Source organism: Polaromonas sp. (genome assembly GCF_030680935.1).
In the GTDB taxonomy this organism is placed as follows: Bacteria; Pseudomonadota; Gammaproteobacteria; order Burkholderiales; family Burkholderiaceae_C; genus Polaromonas.
This window is the reverse complement of the sequence record NZ_JAUXUP010000030.1, coordinates 87401-103805: the sequence shown is the minus strand read 5'-3', so window position 1 is coordinate 103805 and position 16405 is coordinate 87401. Positions and strand designations below refer to the sequence as shown.

Here is a 16405-nt window from a genome sequence, read left to right as displayed (position 1 = left end):
GACCCTTATCTTCTGGCTTCTGCGCTGCTGCTGGCAGGGCTGTTGGGGGTGCCAGGGGCCGCTGGAAGCGCCCTGCGGTCCACCTTGGTGATTTTAGGGTTGGTCCAGGTGCCGTCAATGTGAAACTCCTGGGTCGCCGCCTGCGTCAGCGGCTGGCGCAAAAAGTACTGCGCCAGGAAAGTACCCAGGCCGATGGCCGGATTGATGACGGTGGCAATCAGCGAAGCCGTGCCGGCATTGATCTCTGGCACCACCACCACTTTGAGGTCCTGCGTTTCTTTGGCGATGTCGGCCGTGCCTTCCATCAGCACCGCCGCATTGACACCCTTCATCTGCAGGTTGTTGGTGAAGGCCAGCCCCTGCGTGATGTTGACATCGCCGCGCACAAAATCAAAAGAAAACCCTTCCGAAAACACGTCCCGAAAGTCAAGCGTGAGGCGCCTTGGCAGGGCCTGCAGGCTGAGCACGCCGAGTAGCTTGGCAATACCCGGGTCGGCCTTGAGAAACTGGCCCGAGGCCACATTGACGTTGAACTGGCCATTCAGGCTGGGGTAATCCAGACTCAAGGGCGAACCTATCCAGGCAATCTGGCCTTCAAGCTTGCCTTTGCCGCGCCGGATGACATCGCTCATGCCAAAACGCTTGAGAAGTTCGCCCGAATCGGCAATGTCCAGCTTGAAGTTCATCACCGTGCGCCTGCGCTCGGCCTGCCCTCTGGCGCCGCCAGCCACTGGCCCCTGTTGCGCATTCACCGCCACCCAGTTCCCTGTCGCGGTCAAGGTGGCCTCCGGCACGATGACGTTGAGCTTGTTGAGCCGCCATTCGCGCACGCCGCCGTCACGCGCCACGGTGGCGGCATTGCGGTTGATGGCCTCGATCTCCACCCGGCCGAGTTTTTTGCCGCGCAACTCGACATCCTCGACCACAATGTCCAGCGCCGGGATATTGGCCGGTTGTTCGTTGAGAATGGCCTCCACTTCGTTGGCACTGCTCTGCCCCAGGCTGAGGCGGGACAGGCGTGCATAGACCCGCCCCGCACTCGCGCCAGCGGGCTGGCCAAACTCAAGGTAGCCATTGAGCTCAGCGGCATCAATGTTTGCGCGCCAGTTCAGGCCATCGCGCGATCCGCCAACCACCACGCTGTTCAGCTTGCGCCCTCCGACCAGCAGCTCGCGCGCGCGGATGGCCATGATGGTGGGTAAATAGCTGAGCAGCGCGCTGGCCTGGCCCGGGCGCACAGCCGTGGTCGCCACGGGTGGCGCTGCGCTGCTGCTGTCGAGCACTTTTTCCCAGGCGTCGATATCGACCGTCGCCAGGTTGATGTTGGCAGCCACGCCGACGGCCGGCATGGGCGCAGTTTCTCCCGCTTCCAGGCCAATGGCCATGCTGCCCCGCAGGACCCGGGGCTCGGGCCCGGTGATATCGCGCACATAGGCCACAGACGCGAGGCGGCCCACCGTCAGCGACAACTGGTCCTGGGTGGGGGAGGCGCCCGCCACGGTCTCGCGTACCGCGATGTTGTCAAAACGCACCGGCAACACAGTGTCTGCGCTTTTGGTCAGCGGGGCTGGCAGGCTCAGGGCCATGCCTTGCAGGTTGCTGGCCAGACTCAGCTCGGTCGCGCCTCGGCGAAAGCCCAACGTGGCCGTGTAAGCCGCCGAGCCGTTGGCGTACGTGCCCAGCCGGGAGAGCATGCCCAATTCTTTGGCCTGGCGCAAACCTTCTCCAGTGAGGGTGCCCTGTGCCCGTATGACGACACTGGCATCGGGAAACTCCACGACGCCTGAGGCTGCGCGTGCCGGCCCCTGCGCAAGCGGGCGCATGCCGCCCTCCAGCCGGACATCGCCGCCCAGCATGCGCGCCTGACCGCCGGCAATCGCAAAACCGTTCTCGGTGAAGTTCACCACGCCTTTGAGCCGCGAAAGCTGCGGCGTGTCCGGCGTAAATTGCACGTCGTTGCCGGACAAAGTGACCGCCCCCTGGACCCGCGTTTTGTCCATGTCGCCCAAGGGCAAGGTCAGTTGCAGCTTGTAGTCGGCCACGCCGTTGGCCACTGCTTTGGCCAGCGCCTGACCCGTCAGGCCAGCCAGCGGCGATGAGTTGACAAAACCCAGCGCCTCCCCGAGGGAGCCCTTGATGTCCGCGCCGACCTGCACGGTGGCGCCATGCATCAAGTCCGGTACGCGCGCGTCTGCCTTGGTCAGGCGCAGCCCCGGAAACCCGGCCACCCGGCCGCTGGCCCCATTGACCTGTAACGACGCGCGGTCAAACACCAGCTCGCCGTCAAGTTCCGCCAGCGCTGGCCAGGCATTGCTTTCGCGCGGCTGCACCAGCTTGGGCACATAGGTAAAACCGACCTTGCTCACTTTCGCGGATACCCGAAACTCGCCTTTGGATGGATCGGAAAACGGCATGTCAAGCAGGTTTCCCTTGAGCTTGAACTTCACGTCGCTGAGCGAGCCCTGCGTCACCGCATCACGCACGTAATGCCGAACCCGGTCTGGCAGGATCAGCGGCAGGTAGCGGTGCACCCTGCTGCCATCGCCGCGGCTCAGCGTGCCCTGCAAGTCCAGAACACCAGGAAAACGTGTATCACGCGCTCCAGCGGCGGCCCCGCTGCCAGCCGCGGGCCCCGGATCGGCGGTGCGCCAGCTGGCCTGTGCGTTGCCCTGCGCGTCTGCATTGGCAAAGACCATGTTGCGTAGCTGCAAATCGATTTTGGGGCCAGCCAGCTTCCACTGCGCATCTGCCGAGAATTGGTCCAGCAGCAGGCGGGGGTCTTCAAAAATGCCGGGCAAGGCAATCTCCCCGTTGGCGATCTTCACCTTGGCCTGACCGCCCTGCTGGGTGAAGTCAAAGTCCAGCGTGGCGCCGCGCAGGCCGGGTCGGTCGCGGTGAGCGGGACTGGCCGATTGCGACGCCACTTCAAGCTGCGACACGCGGCCCCTGGCGGCATACGCCGAGGGTGCGTCCAGCGCGCCTTGCCACCTCGCATCGACCACTTCCACCATTCCTTTGGGCGCAACCCCGGCAATGATGGCATGTGCCGCGCCCCCCAGTGGCAGACGATCAGCGATCAGCGCGAGCGCCGCCAGGTCCAGCTTGTCGGCCTTGATCTCCCCCCGCGCCGGCAATTTTCCTTCTGCACCGACATACACCAAAGAAGCATTGCCGCCTGGCCAGTGCAGCCCGTCGCGCGTGCGAAATTGCAGGCCTTCTGTCGCCACATCAAAGCCGTTGGCAAACTGCCGCCCGGCCAGACGCCCGCTCAGCGCCTGCAGCGCCAGCGGCTGCAGGGCCTTGCCCAGTTGCGCATCCACCTGGTGTAGCGCCACGTCCGCCGTGCCACCCGTGACCAGTCCACCTTTCACATCTGCCCATGCGCGCAGCGCGCCGTTGCCGCTCGCCAGGCGAATGCCCAGGTGTTGCAGGCTGGCGTGGCGCTGAACCTCCAGCAGGTCTACCTGCGCGAACTCGGCATACAGCTGCCCGGCCCAGCTTTTCCAGTCCCCCGCGCTGCCGGACCACAAAGGCTCACGAAATACCCCGCGCAGGCTGAAACGTTCCCCCCAGCTCGCCGGCGGTGTGGCGTCCAGACGCAGCAGATGGCGGCGCCCCGGATTACGCATCGTGAAGTCCACGCCGGTCAGGGCCAGTGGCGGCATCTGGCGAAAATCGTCGGTCCAGCGCAGCGCGCCGCCTCGAATGACAAACTCGGTTTGCGAGAAGAACCAGTCGGCAAAAGCACTGTGGCCGTCGCTGTGCACCTGCGATACATCCAGTCCGGCGACAAGAATTTTCCCGTCCAGCGTGCGCCGGATATCGAGCTCGGGCCGGTCGATGTAAAGCTGCTCAAAGCCAAGACTCCACAAGGAAGACGGAGACACCGCCGCCAGCAGACGCGGCAGGCGCAAGGCTTCACGTCCCTGGCCATCCAGCAGGATCACATCGCTGAGTTCAAAGGAAGGAATCAGGCCGCCGGAGCGGGCCGCAATCGCGCCAATACGCACTGGTACCCCCAGCGCCTGACTGGCCAGAGTTTCCAGGCGCGGGCGAAACTCGCTGATTCGCGGCACAATCCAGCCGTGGAGCAGGCCCCAGGCCAGACCAAACAGCAGCCAGAATGCAAGCACCAGACCCAGCAGCCAGCGCGCAGCCAGCGCGGCAATTTTGAGGCGTGGGGAGGCAGGCGCAGGCAGGGGCAGTATCGATTGATCCATTGGCATGAGAATTATGACTGTCGGCGCCTTCGTCCGTTCAACGCAACACAGGGAAGTTTTTGTTAACTAATGTGCTTCCTGCCGTGGGCGCTGCACCGGCTTCCCCCGATTATTCGCGCTTTGTCCGGCGGATACGCCGGCGCTATGCCGCAGAGCTTGCGCTTTTGCCGACCGGTGCGCCTGTGCGCTCCTCCATGCAGACGTGTTTCGCCGCGTTGCAGGCGCAAGGGCTGGACACCGGCGCCGCGCTGCGTGTGCTGCGCCAGCTGGTGCTGGAGCGCCTGGTCGAGCTCGATTGCGGTCCGCCAACACAAGCGGCCACAACACCGGCTGCGTCCGACGCAAACACCGCACTGCGCATGATCACCTGCGCCATGACCGATCTGGCAGAGCTGTCGCTGGACATCGCGGTGCACGAATCCCGCAAGTCGCTGGATGCCCTGCACGGGGCGCCGCAGGCTTGCGAGCCGCCAGCCTTGCCGGGCCAGCGCGCGCAGCTGTGGGTCATCGGCATGGGCAAACTGGGTGCCAGGGAACTCAATGTATCCAGCGACATTGACCTGATTTACGTTTATGACCAGGACGGCCAGACCTGTGGCCGCAGCGATGGGCGGGGCGCGATTTCAAACCATGAATACTTCGCCCAACAGGTCAAGGCCATCTACAACCTGATCGGCGAAACCACCGAACACGGTTTTGTCTTCCGGGTCGACCTTGCGCTGCGTCCAAATGGCAACTCCGGGCCGGCGGCGGTCTCGCTGGGTGCGCTGGAGGACTATTTTCAGGTGCAAGGCCGCGAGTGGGAACGTTTTGCCTGGCTCAAAAGCCGGGTGGTGGCGCCGCGCGAGTGTATTGACAGCGGCTCGGCCCAGGACTTGCGCGCTTCGGTCCTGCCCTTTGTGTTCCGGCGTTACCTGGACTATGGCGTTTTCGATGCGCTGCGTGTGTTGCAGCGGCAGATCCGCGAACACGCGGCGAAACGTGCGGCAGGCCACCCCGAGCGGGCCAACGACGTGAAAATGTCGCGCGGCGGCATTCGCGAAATTGAGTTCACCGTGCAATTGCTGCAGGTGGTGCGCGGCGGGCAATTTCCGGAGCTGCGCACCCGCTCCACGCTGGCGGCACTGCAGCGTATCGCCAGCGCCGGCCTGATGGCACAGGACACTGCCCACGCCTTGGCCCGCGCCTACGTTTTCCTGCGCCACGTCGAACACCGCATCCAGTACCTGGACGACCAGCAAACCCATGTGCTGCCGACGCGCGACGACGACCTTGCCTGGGTGGCGCAAACCATGGGGTACAGCAGTTGCTGCCCGTTTCTGGGCGAGCTTGACACGCACCGCGAACTGGTAGCCCAGGAGTTTGACACCCTGCTGGGGAAAAAGTCCGATTGCAAGGGCTGCGGCAAAGGTGCGGTCACCGCTCCGCAGGAGATTGACGAACTGCTTGAAAAACTGTCTGACCGCTGGCCCGAGGGGTTTCGCGCCCGCATCGAGCTCTGGCGTGAGCACCCGCGCGTGCTTGGCCTGCGCGACGAAGCCCGCGCCCGGCTGACCCAGCTGGTGCAACGCACTGCGCAGTGGCTGCTGGAAGGCAAGGTGGGCGAAGAAGCGGCGCTGCGTGTGGTGGACTGGATCGAGCCGCTGCTGCGCCGCGAAAGTTACCTTGCGCTGCTGATCGAGCGCCCGGCTGTGCATGAACGCCTGCTGCGGCTGCTGGGCGCAGCCCGATGGCCGGCGCGTTACCTGTTGCAGCACCCCGGCGTCATCGATGAGCTGGCCAGCGATGCGATGCTGCATGAACGTTTTGATGCCCGCGCCTTCATGGAAGAGTTGCAGCAACGCCTGGCCGCACTGCGCCGCACCGGCGAAGACGACGAGGAAAGCTGCCTGAACCTGTTGCGCCGCGCGCACCATGCCGAAGTGTTCCGCACGCTGGCCCGCGATGTTGAAGGTGCGCTGACGGTCGAACAGGTCGCCGACGACCTCAGCGCCCTGGCCGAAGCGGTGCTTGCCGTGACCACAGACTGGTGCTGGCAGCACCTGAAAAACCGGCATCGCGAAATCCCGCTGTTTGCCATCATTGCGTACGGCAAGCTGGGCGGCAAGGAGCTCGGCTACGGCAGCGACCTGGACATTGTGTTTGTTTATGAAGACGAGGACGAGCGCGCGCCCGAAGTGTATGCCGGCTTCGTGCGCAAGCTGATCAACTGGCTGACCATCAAAACCGCCGAGGGGGACCTGTTCGAAATCGACACCGCCCTGCGGCCCAACGGAAACTCCGGGCTTCTGGTCACGCGTTTTGAAGCCTATGCCAACTACCAGCAACAGCGCGGCAGCAACACCGCCTGGACCTGGGAACACCAGGCCATCACCCGCGCGCGTTTTGTCCAGGGAAACCCGTCGCTTCGTGCGCGTTTCGACGCAGTCCGCCTGGCCGTGATCAGCGCAACGCGCGACATCCCCGCCCTGCGCCAGGAAATCGGCGCCATGCGCGAAAAAGTGCGTGCTGCCCACCCCGTCAAAGGGGAAAAGTCAGCTGGAAAGTTTGACGTCAAGCACAGCCCGGGTGGCATGGTGGACGCCGAATTTGCGGTTCAATTTCTCGTGCTGTCGCAAGCGCGCAACCACGCAGGGCTGGCCGCCAACGTTGGCAACATCGCCCTGCTGCAACACGCCGAAGCGGCCGGTTTGCTGCCCGCAGGCATGGGCCAGGCCGCCGCCGCCGCTTACCGCGAGCTGCGGCGGGTACAGCACCAGGCGCGTCTGAACGAGGAACCGACGCAGGTCACGCTGCCAGCGTTACAGCCCGAGCGCGACGCCATCCTGGCCCTGTGGCGTGCAGTGTTCGGCGCCTGAGCCCGCGAACCCTGACCGGTAGCAGCGCTGTGGCGCACCCGGTGATGCATCCGGCTTTTTGAAACACTTGTTTTAATTAAATCAATCGTTTGATTTATGTGCTCTAATGCGGCGCATGCCCGCCACCCCCTCTTTGCCCATCCCCCCTGCGCCCGGCGACCTGCGCAAGCAGCGCTCCGACGGCGTCGAAGCCAGGGGCCAACTGCTTCGCACCGCCCTGCGCCTGTTTTCCGAAAAAGGGTTTGCCAAGACTTCCACCCGTGAAATAGCCCTGGCAGCCGGGGCCAACATCGCGGCCATCAGCTACTACTTTGGCGACAAGGCCGGGCTTTATCGCGCCGTCTTCAACGAGTCACTGGGCCAGCCGTGTGACGACATTTCGCGCTACCAGCCGCTTCACCTGAGTCTGCGCGAAGCGCTGGCGGGTTTTCTGGGAGGCTTTGTGCAGCCGCTCAAACAGGGCGACCTGGCGCAGCAGTTCACCCGGCTGCATTTTCGCGAAATGCTGGAGCCAACCGGCCTGTGGGCCGGGCAGATTGAAAGCAGCATCAAACCCGCCCATGCCGCGCTGGTCGAGGTGTTGTGCCGCCATCTGGGTGTCACCAAAGCGGACGACGATGTGCAGCGGCTGGCTTTTTCAATCACCGGGCTGGCCATGCAGATGTTTGTCAGCCATGAAGTGATTGACGCGGTGCGGCCTCAGCTGATCGCCACGCCTAAAGCCATCGATTTGTGGACCAGCCGGCTGGTGGACTTTGCCGAGGCCATGGTGGCGGTGGAGCGCAACCGGCGGGAGTCTCTTGCCAATTTGAAAAAGACCAAGCCATGAAAGCTGTACGACTCATAGCCTGCGCCGCGCTGCCGCTGCTGCTGCCAGCCTGTGCACTGCAAACGCCACCCGCATGGGTGACTGCCACAAGCCCGTCCCAGTGGTTTGCGCCCTTGCCCGCGCCACAGCCGGTGGAAGGGCTGCCGCACAAGGGGACGCTGACCGACCTGACGCGCTGGTGGCAGCAGCAGGGCGACCCGCTGCTGGTGGAGTTGATCGCAGCGGCGCAGGCAGTCAGCCCGACGGTGGCCAGCGCGCGCGCGCGCATTGAGCAGGCGCGCGCCACCCGGGTGGCAGCTGGCGCCGCCCTGCTGCCCGCGCTCGATGCCTCGGCCAGCGTCAGCCGGGGCCGTTCGCAACAAAGCTTCGGACCGGGACCTGTGCCCATCAGCACCAGCAGCCAGGCGGGCCTGCAGGCCAGCTGGGAAATCGACCTGTTCGGCGGCAAGCTGGCGGGCCGCGATGCCGCCAGCGAACGCCTGGCCGGCGCCCAGGCCTTATGGCATGACGCGCGTGTTTCAGTCGCTGCCGAGGTGGCCACCCAGTACCAGAGCCTGCGCACCTGCCGCCAGCTGGAAGCCGTCACTGCGGCCGACGCCACCTCGCGCGGCGAGACCGCCCGCCTGTCGGGCCTGAGCACCGGCGCCGGTTTCACCGCACCGGCCACCGATGCGCTGGCACGCGCCAGCGCCGCAGAAGCCAGCAGCCGCGCCACGCAACAACGCGCGCTGTGCGAGCTCGATATCAAGGCGCTGGTCGCCCTGACCGGCCTGGCCGAGCCGGATATAAGGCAAAAAGTGGCTCTAGCCCATGCCCCACCTGCGCAAGTAGCTATGATTTATATAGCGTCTTTGCCTGCCGATACGCTGGCGCAACGCCCCGACGTGTTCAACGCCGCACGCGAGGTAGCCGCTGCCAGTGCCGAGGTCGGCAGCGCGCAGGCCGAACGTTACCCGCGCCTGAGCCTGAGCGGCTCGATAGGCAACACGCGGGTGCGCAGCGGCGGCGTCAGCAGCACGCTGGACACCTGGTCGATTGGCCCGCTGGCCTTGACGCTGCCGCTGTTTGACGGCGACCGCCGCGCCGCCCATGTGGACGCCGCCGTGGCACGTTATGAAGAAGCAGCGGCGCTGTACCGCGCCCGCGTGCGCCAGGCCGTGCGCGAGGTCGAGGAAGCGCTGGTCAACCTGCAAAGCACCGAAGCGCGCAGTGAGGATGCGCGCCTGGCCGCCGAAGGTTACCGCGCGGCCTTCACCGGCACCGAAGCGCGCTACAAAAGCGGTCTGGGCAGCCTGTTTGAACTCGAGGACGCACGCCGCACCCTGCTGGCCGCAGAAACCGGGCTGCTGTCGCTGCAGCGCGAACGCGCCAACGCCTGGGTAGCGCTTTACCGGGCCACGGGTGGCGGCTGGAGCGCCGCAGACAGCGGCCCCGCGTCAGCCACAGCCGCCCGCCCCTGAAACACGCCAGCCCTTGACCAGATCTGACTGACCACACCACCATCATGACCACCAGCAAGCCCAAACCCATCGTCCTCGTTTTGATCGCCGTTGCCGCAGCTGTGGCCGTGGCCATAGGCGTCATTTCAATGGGAAACGGCGACAAAACCCCGGCCACCAGCGCAGCCCCCAAACCGGCGCTGACGGTGGCAGTGGCGCAACCGACCCAGACCAGCCTGCCGGTCACACTCAATGCCAATGGCAACATCACCCCCTGGCAAGAGGCGGTGATTGGCTCCGAGTCCAACGGATTGCGCCTGACGCAGGTGCTGGTCAATGTCGGTGACACGGTCAAGGCCGGGCAGCTGCTGGCGCGCTTCTCCGGCGACCGCGTGTTGGCCGATGTGGCGCAGGCCAGAGCCAGCCTGGTCGAGGCGCAGGCCACCGCCCTCGACGCCGCCAGCAACGCGGCGCGCGCCCGCACCCTGCAAAACTCCGGCGCCTTGAGCACACAGCAGATCAACCAGTACACCACCGCCGAGCAGACCGCCCAGGCCCGCGTGGCCGCCGCGCAGGCGGTGCTTGATGCGCAGCAACTGCGCGGCAACAACACGCGGGTAGTCGCGCCCGACAGTGGCGTAATCTCCTCGCGCAGTGCCACGGTGGGCGCGGTGGTCGGCAGCGGGACCGAGCTGTTTCGGCTGATCCGCGGCGGCCGGCTGGAGTGGCGCGCCGAAGTCACCAGCAGTGAAATCACCCGCATCAAGCCAGGCGCCACCGTGCTGGTGACCGCCGCCAGCGGCGAAAAAGTCCGGGGCAGCGTGCGCATGGTGGCCCCTACAGTGGATCCGCTGACGCGCAACGCACTGGTCTATGTCGATCTTCCACGCAATACGGGGGTCAAGGCCGGCATGTATGCGCAGGGCGAGTTTGCGCTGGGCTCCATCAATGCGCTGACACTGCCGCAGCAGGCGCTGGTGCTGCGTGACGGCTTTACCTACGCCATGCGGATTGAGCCCGGCAACAAGGTGGTGCAGGTGAAACTGCAAACAGGCCGCCGTCTGGGTGACGCGGTGGAGATTGTTCAGGGCGCCAAACCGGGCGAACGTTATGTGGCGGTTGGCGCAGCCTTTCTGGCGGATGGCGACACCGTGCAGCTGGCGCCAGCCGTTGCGGCCACTGCGACATCTACAGAGGCAAATCCGGGACCAGCCCCTATCAGTCCTGCGCAAGCAGCTACTAAATAAATAGCAGATTGCCGGAGAAAAGCATGAACGTTTCCGCCTGGTGCATCCGCAACCCGATTCCCGCCATCATGTTTTTTGTCATGCTGTGTTTTGCCGGCGTGCTGAGCTACCAGGCGATGAAGGTGCAGAACTTTCCCGATCTGGATGTGCCGAACATCGTGATATCCGCAAGCCTGCCCGGCGCATCGCCGGCCCAGCTGGAAACCGATGTGGCGCGCAAGTTGGAGAACGCCATCGCCTCGCTGCAGGGTCTGAAAAACATCTACACCAAGGTGCAGGACGGTGCAGCCACCATCACGGCCGAGTTCCGCCTGGAAAAATCAACCCAGGAAGCGCTCGACGAAGTGCGCTCGGCGGTGCAGCAGGTGCGCGCCGACCTGCCCGCAGACGTGCGCGACCCCATCGTCAGCAAGATCAACCTGGCAGCGTCTCCGGTGCTGGCTTACACCATACGCAGCAAGGCGATGGACGATGAAGCCATGTCCTGGTTTGTCGATGACACCCTGACGCGCCGCCTGCTGGCCGTGCCCGGTGTGGGCGCGGTCACCCGCGTGGGCGGTGTCAGCCGTGAGGTGCGTATCGCGCTGGACCCGGCCAAAATGGCGGCGCTCGGCGTCAGCGCCGCGACCGTCTCGCGCCAGCTCAACCAGGTGCAACTCGACACCGCCGGTGGCCGCGCCGACGTCGGCACCGGCGAACAACCGGTGCGCACCCTGGCCACGGTGCAGTCTGCGACCGAGCTGGGGCTGATTGAGCTGGCTGTTGGCGATGGCCGCAAGGTGCGCCTGAACCAGGTGGCCGATGTGCAGGACACCGTGGCCGAACAGCGCTCTGCCGCGCTGCTCAATGGCGTGCCGGTGGTGGGTTTTGAAGTCGCGCGCAGCAAGGGCGCCAGTGAGGTCGAAGCCGGCCGGGGCGTGCGCGCCGCCTTGCAGGAGCTCAAGCTGAGCCGCCCCGATATCGAGCTGACCGAGGCCTTTGACTTTGTGACGCCGGTGGAAGACGAATACAGCGCCTCACTGACCCTGCTGATTGAAGGCGGCCTGCTGGCGGTGCTGGTGGTCTGGCTGTTTCTGCGCGACTGGCGCGCCACCTTTGTCTCTGCCGTGGCCTTGCCGCTGTCGGTGATTCCGGCGTTTATCGGCATGAATTACCTGGGCTTTTCCATCAATGTGGTGACCCTGCTGGCGCTCAGCCTGGTGATAGGCATTTTGGTGGACGATGCGATTGTCGAAGTGGAAAACATCGTGCGGCACCTTCGCATGGGCAAAACGCCCTACCAGGCGGCGATGGAAGCCGCCGATGAAATTGGCCTGGCGGTGATTGCCACCACCTTCACACTGATCGCGGTGTTTTTGCCCACCGCCTTCATGAGCGGCATTGCCGGCAAGTTTTTCAAACAGTTTGGCTGGACGGCGGCACTGGCGGTTTTTGCATCGCTGGTGGTGGCGCGCATGCTCACGCCGATGATGGCGGCCTACATCCTCAAGCCCATCGTCAACTACGTCGAGAAGGATGGTGCGGTGATGCGCTGGTACATGCGCGCCAGCCGCTGGTGCATCAAACACCGGTTTGTCACCGGGCTGGCGGCCGGCGCGTTTTTTGTCGGCTCCTTGATGCTGATTCCGCTGCTGCCCACCGGATTTATTCCGCCCGACGACAACTCCCAGACGCAGGTGTATCTGGAGCTGCCGCCCGGCACCCGGCTGGCCGAAACCACAGCCGCTGCCGAAATGGCGCGTGGCCTGATTGCGAAAGTGCCGAATGTGAAAAGTGTGTACACCACCATAGGCGGTGGCGCCGCCGGCAGTGACCCATTTGCGCCCGGCGGCGCGGCTGAAACCCGCAAGGCCACACTGACCATTTTGCTGACCGATCGTGGCGAACGCCCGCGCAAGCAGGGCATTGAAAACGACATCCGCAAGGCGATGGAAAGCCTGCCGGGGGTGCGCAGCAAAGTCGGCCTGGGCGGCTCTGGCGAAAAATACATTCTGGCACTGACCGGGGAAGACCCGTTGGCGCTGGCCGGTGCAGCCGCTGCCCTGGAAAAAGATCTGCGCACCATCCCCGGCCTGGGCTCGGTCGCCTCCAGCGCGTCGCTGGTACGACCCGAAGTGACGGTCAAGCCCGACTTTGCCCGCATGGCCGACCTCGGCGTCACCAGCGCCTCGATTGGCGAAACCCTGCGCATTGCCACGGTCGGTGACTACAACGCCGCCCTGCCCAAGATGAACCTGTCGCAGCGCCAGATACCCATCGTGGTGCGGCTGGCCGACAACGCCAAAACAGACCTGGCGACGCTGGAACGTTTGATGGTGCCCAGCACCCGGCCGGGCGGCCCGGTCATGCTGGGCCAGGTGGCCAGCATCACCATGGCCGGCGGCCCGGCGGTGATTGACCGCTTCAACCGCTCGCGCAACGTGCAGTTTGAAGTCGAGCTGTCGGGCCAGGCCCTCGGTGATGTGACGGCTGCGGTGCAGAAGTTGCCGGCCATCGTGAATCTGCCCGCAGGCGTGAAGCAGGTCGTGATTGGTGACGCCGAGGTGATGGGCGAGCTGTTTGCCAGCTTTGGCCTGGCCATGCTGACCGGCGTGTTGTGCATCTACATTGTGCTGGTGCTGCTGTTCAAGAACTTCCTGCACCCGGTGACCATCCTGGCCGCTTTACCCTTGTCTTTGGGCGGCGCCTTTGTCGGGCTGCTGATCGCGCAGAAGAGTTTTTCCATGCCCTCGCTGATTGGCCTGATCATGCTGATGGGTGTGGCCACCAAAAACTCCATCCTGTTGGTGGAATATGCGATTGAAGCGCGGCGCGGCCGCGCCGCCACCGACGGCCAGCCGGCCCAGCCACCGATGTCGCGGCTCGAGGCCCTGCTGGACGCTTGCCACAAACGCGCGCGGCCGATTGTCATGACCACCATTGCGATGGGCGCAGGCATGTTGCCGATTGCCCTGGGTTGGGGTTCGGCGGACAGCAGCTTTCGCTCACCGATGGCGGTGGCGGTGATTGGCGGGCTGATCACCTCCACCTTCCTGAGCCTGCTGGTCATTCCGGCGGTGTTCACCTATGTCGATGATTTTGAGCAGGGCTTCAAACGCATGGTGAACCGGCTGCGCGGGCGGCGCCTTGAAAATACAACTCAAATCAGCTCTTAGCCCTTATTTGGCGGGCGCAATGAGCTATTACTTTCATAGCAGAAGACCCTGTCCGCTTCAAGTGTCGTGGCGAATTTTCCTGACCAGGGCGCTTGTCGAGTAGCCATCGACAAAGGCAAGCGCCAGCGCCCTGCCGCCATAACTTTCCACCAGCGCGGTCTCGGCCAGTTTGCGCATGTCGTAGTCGCCGCCCTTGACCAGGATGTCGGGCCTGAGCTCGCTGATCAGGCCCAAGGGCGTGTCCTCGTCAAACCAGGTGACCAGACTGACCGACTCCAGTGCGGCCAGCAGCACGGCGCGGTCCTGTTCGTTGTTCAAGGGCCGGTCCGGCCCCTTTCCCAGGCGCCGGGCCGAGGCGTCTGTGTTCAGGCCGACCACCAGGCTGGCGCCCAGCGCGCGCGCAGCGGCCAGGTAGCTCACATGGCCGCGGTGCAACACGTCGAACACGCCGTTGGTAAACACCAGCGGGCGCGGCAAGGCGGCCAGGCGCTCGGCGACTTGCGCGCGGGCAGTGATTTTTTCAGTGAAATGCAAAAGAAGTGGCGCGCTGGACATCACGCCACTTTAACGGAACGAGGCAACCACCACCGCAGGGTGCCCGGCCAGCAGGCGGGTCGCGTCAAATGGAGGCAGGTACCGCCTTGGCCGCGATTGATGCCGCAATTTCCCGGCTCAACTCCTTGCGGTAGCGGTTGAGCTCCTGCACGGTCTTGAAGCTCTGGTTCATCAGCAGGCTCATGTTGTGCAAAATGCGTTCGACCACCTTGCCCTCCCAGACGGCGTCAAAGTTGATCTGCTTGTCCAGCCAGTGCTCCAGCCACTCAGGGTCGGGCAGGCGCGACTGGATGGTGTCGCGCGGAAACAAGCCCTTGTTCACATGCAGGTTGGTCGGGTGCAGCGCCTGCGCGGTGCGGCGCGCGCTGGCCATCAGCACACCCACTTTGGTGAATGCGGCCTTGGCATCGTTGCCAAAGTTGTTGATCGCGCGTTTCATGTAGCGCAGGTAGGCGCCGCCGTGGCGCGCCTCGTCCTGGCTGAGCTGGGTATAGATCTGCTTGATGACCGGCTCGGTGTGCCATTCGCTGGCGCGCCGGTACCAGTGGTTCAGACGGATCTCGCCGCAGAAGTGCAACATCAGTGTCTCCAGCGCTGGCGCAGGCTCAAACTCAAAGCGCACCTCGTGCAACTCCTTTTCAGTGGGTGCCAGCTCGGGGCGGAAGCGCCGCAGGTACTCCATCAGCACCAGCGAATGTTTTTGCTCTTCAAAAAACCAGATCGACATGAAGGCGGAAAAATCGCTGTCGTCCTTGTTGTCGCGCAAAAACATTTCGGTGGCTGGCAGGGCAGACCACTCGGTGATGGCATTCATCTTGATGGTCTGGGCCTGCTCATCGGTCAGCTTGGCCGCGTCGAAGCTGGCCCAGGGAATGTCCTTGTCCATATCCCATCGGACCGACTCCAGCTGTTTGAAAAGTTCTGGGTAAAGCATATGCATTCCTTACGCGGTACATACCGGATTAGATTCAGCGCGATTTTAGGGGCTGAATGTGACAGCCGTTGGATCGGCGATGTTTGGCCCCACTTCGGGACATTTCAAGCGCGTTCCCTCGGAGTTCACCGTCTTTGTGACTCTTCACAACTTGTACACCGTTCCAGCCGGCTTGAACAGCAGCCAAAGTCGGCACCTTGTGTGCGCTCACGCCTGCGCCAGACGCCACTGCTGCACTTGCTCCCGAATGGCGGCAAAGCCCGCCAACACACGCACGCCCGGCAAGACCCGCCGGCGCAGTACCGGGCAGGCGCCACCGACCCAGATCTCTGTGTCGGTCGGCAGCTGACGGCGCAAATCGGCAAGGCCCTGCGTCACGTCCTTGGCATGCAGGCTGGCGCTGAAACTCAGCGCCACGATCTGCCCGCCGTGCGCCCGTGCCGCGTTGGCGATCTCGGGTATCGGCGTCTGTACGCCCAGGGACAGGCAGTGGCAGCCTTCAAGCGCAAAAGTAGCTTCAGCCATCAACAGGCCCAGCCCGTGCGACTCCTGCGGAAAGGTGGTCAGCAGCACGCGCGGCGCGGCCGCGTCCGCCATGCCCAGGGCGCTGATGCCGTTGCGCAGCACTGTGGTCACCGCCTCGGTATAAAAATGCTCTTCAAATATTTCAATGCGGCCTTGTAGCCAGGCGTCGCCAATCAGGGTATTGAGCGGTGCCACCAGTGAGCCGACAAAATCCGCCAGGCCCAGTGCCTGCGCGGCGGCCGACAGGTTTTGTCGCAGGCCGGGCGCGTCGTGGCGTTTGACCAGGTCAAAACACTGCTGAACCTGCATGGACCAGTGGTCGGCCAGCGGCTCGCCGCTGCCTCGGCTCAGGGCCAGCAGTTCCGCATGCGCCAGCCCCACCACCTGCCCCGCGCGGTAGCCGCCGTCCAGCAGTCGTTTGAGAAGCCGCAGCCGCGCGACCTGCTCGGGTGGAAACAGGCGCTCACCATGGGCATCGCGCCCGGGCTGCGGGAAGTTGTAGCGCCGCTCCCAGACGCGCAGGGTGTCTTTGGACAGCCCGGTATCGCGCTCGACCGCCGCAATGGAAAACCCTTGCGCCGTGTCGGCAGACGTGGCACTCACTGCCGATCTCCGCAAGCCGTGTTTGATCTGGGGGAAATGA

Annotated in this window: 9 protein-coding genes; 5 read left to right on the top strand and 4 right to left on the bottom strand. The window is 64.5% G+C overall.

The genetic code is table 11. From position 1 onward, the window contains the following. Nucleotides 1–5 precede the first annotated feature (5 nt). Nucleotides 6–4226 (bottom strand): YhdP family protein, encoded by a 4221-nt coding sequence (locus tag Q8L50_RS08775; RefSeq protein WP_370869769.1) that lies wholly within the window; start codon nucleotides 4224–4226, stop codon nucleotides 6–8. A 65-nt stretch (nucleotides 4227–4291) separates the two neighbouring features. Here Q8L50_RS08775 and glnE point away from each other — a divergent pair, with 65 nt between their 5' ends. The 5 genes from glnE (at nucleotide 4292) to Q8L50_RS08750 (ending at nucleotide 13748) form a co-directional block, all read left to right on the top strand. After that, nucleotides 4292–7078, top strand: a complete 2787-nt coding sequence (glnE, locus tag Q8L50_RS08770) for a bifunctional [glutamate--ammonia ligase]-adenylyl-L-tyrosine phosphorylase/[glutamate--ammonia-ligase] adenylyltransferase (RefSeq protein ID WP_305348315.1) — start codon at nucleotides 4292–4294, stop codon at nucleotides 7076–7078. A 115-nt stretch (nucleotides 7079–7193) separates the two neighbouring features. Next, a complete protein-coding gene (locus Q8L50_RS08765) occupies nucleotides 7194–7907 on the top strand; it encodes a CerR family C-terminal domain-containing protein (RefSeq protein WP_305348283.1) in 714 nt (237 codons plus the stop codon). Next, complete coding sequence (locus Q8L50_RS08760; protein WP_305348282.1) at nucleotides 7904–9367, top strand: efflux transporter outer membrane subunit; 1464 nt, start codon at nucleotides 7904–7906, stop codon at nucleotides 9365–9367. Before Q8L50_RS08765 ends, Q8L50_RS08760 begins: the two co-directional genes overlap by 4 nt. A 44-nt stretch (nucleotides 9368–9411) precedes the next feature. Beyond that, entirely contained in the window at nucleotides 9412–10593 is a 1182-nt protein-coding gene (locus tag Q8L50_RS08755) for an efflux RND transporter periplasmic adaptor subunit (RefSeq protein ID WP_305348281.1), read from the top strand. 23 nt (nucleotides 10594–10616) lie between these two features. Further along, nucleotides 10617–13748, top strand: coding sequence for an efflux RND transporter permease subunit (locus tag Q8L50_RS08750; protein WP_305348280.1), 3132 nt, complete (start codon nucleotides 10617–10619; stop codon nucleotides 13746–13748). Between the two features lie 57 nt (nucleotides 13749–13805). Here Q8L50_RS08750 and rfaE2 read toward each other — a convergent pair whose 3' ends face one another. From rfaE2 to Q8L50_RS08735, 3 genes are all read right to left on the bottom strand, one after another. Beyond that, nucleotides 13806–14303: a D-glycero-beta-D-manno-heptose 1-phosphate adenylyltransferase gene (rfaE2, locus tag Q8L50_RS08745; RefSeq protein WP_305348279.1), complete on the bottom strand. Its 498-nt coding sequence runs from the start codon at nucleotides 14301–14303 to the stop codon at nucleotides 13806–13808. A gap of 64 nt (nucleotides 14304–14367) precedes the next feature. Next, nucleotides 14368–15237: a ferritin-like domain-containing protein gene (locus Q8L50_RS08740; protein ID WP_305348278.1), complete on the bottom strand. Its 870-nt coding sequence runs from the start codon at nucleotides 15235–15237 to the stop codon at nucleotides 14368–14370. Nucleotides 15238–15444: 207 nt separating this feature from the next. Next, nucleotides 15445–16365, bottom strand: coding sequence for a MerR family transcriptional regulator (locus tag Q8L50_RS08735; RefSeq protein WP_305348277.1), 921 nt, complete (start codon nucleotides 16363–16365; stop codon nucleotides 15445–15447). Between the last annotated feature and the right edge of the window lie 40 nt (nucleotides 16366–16405).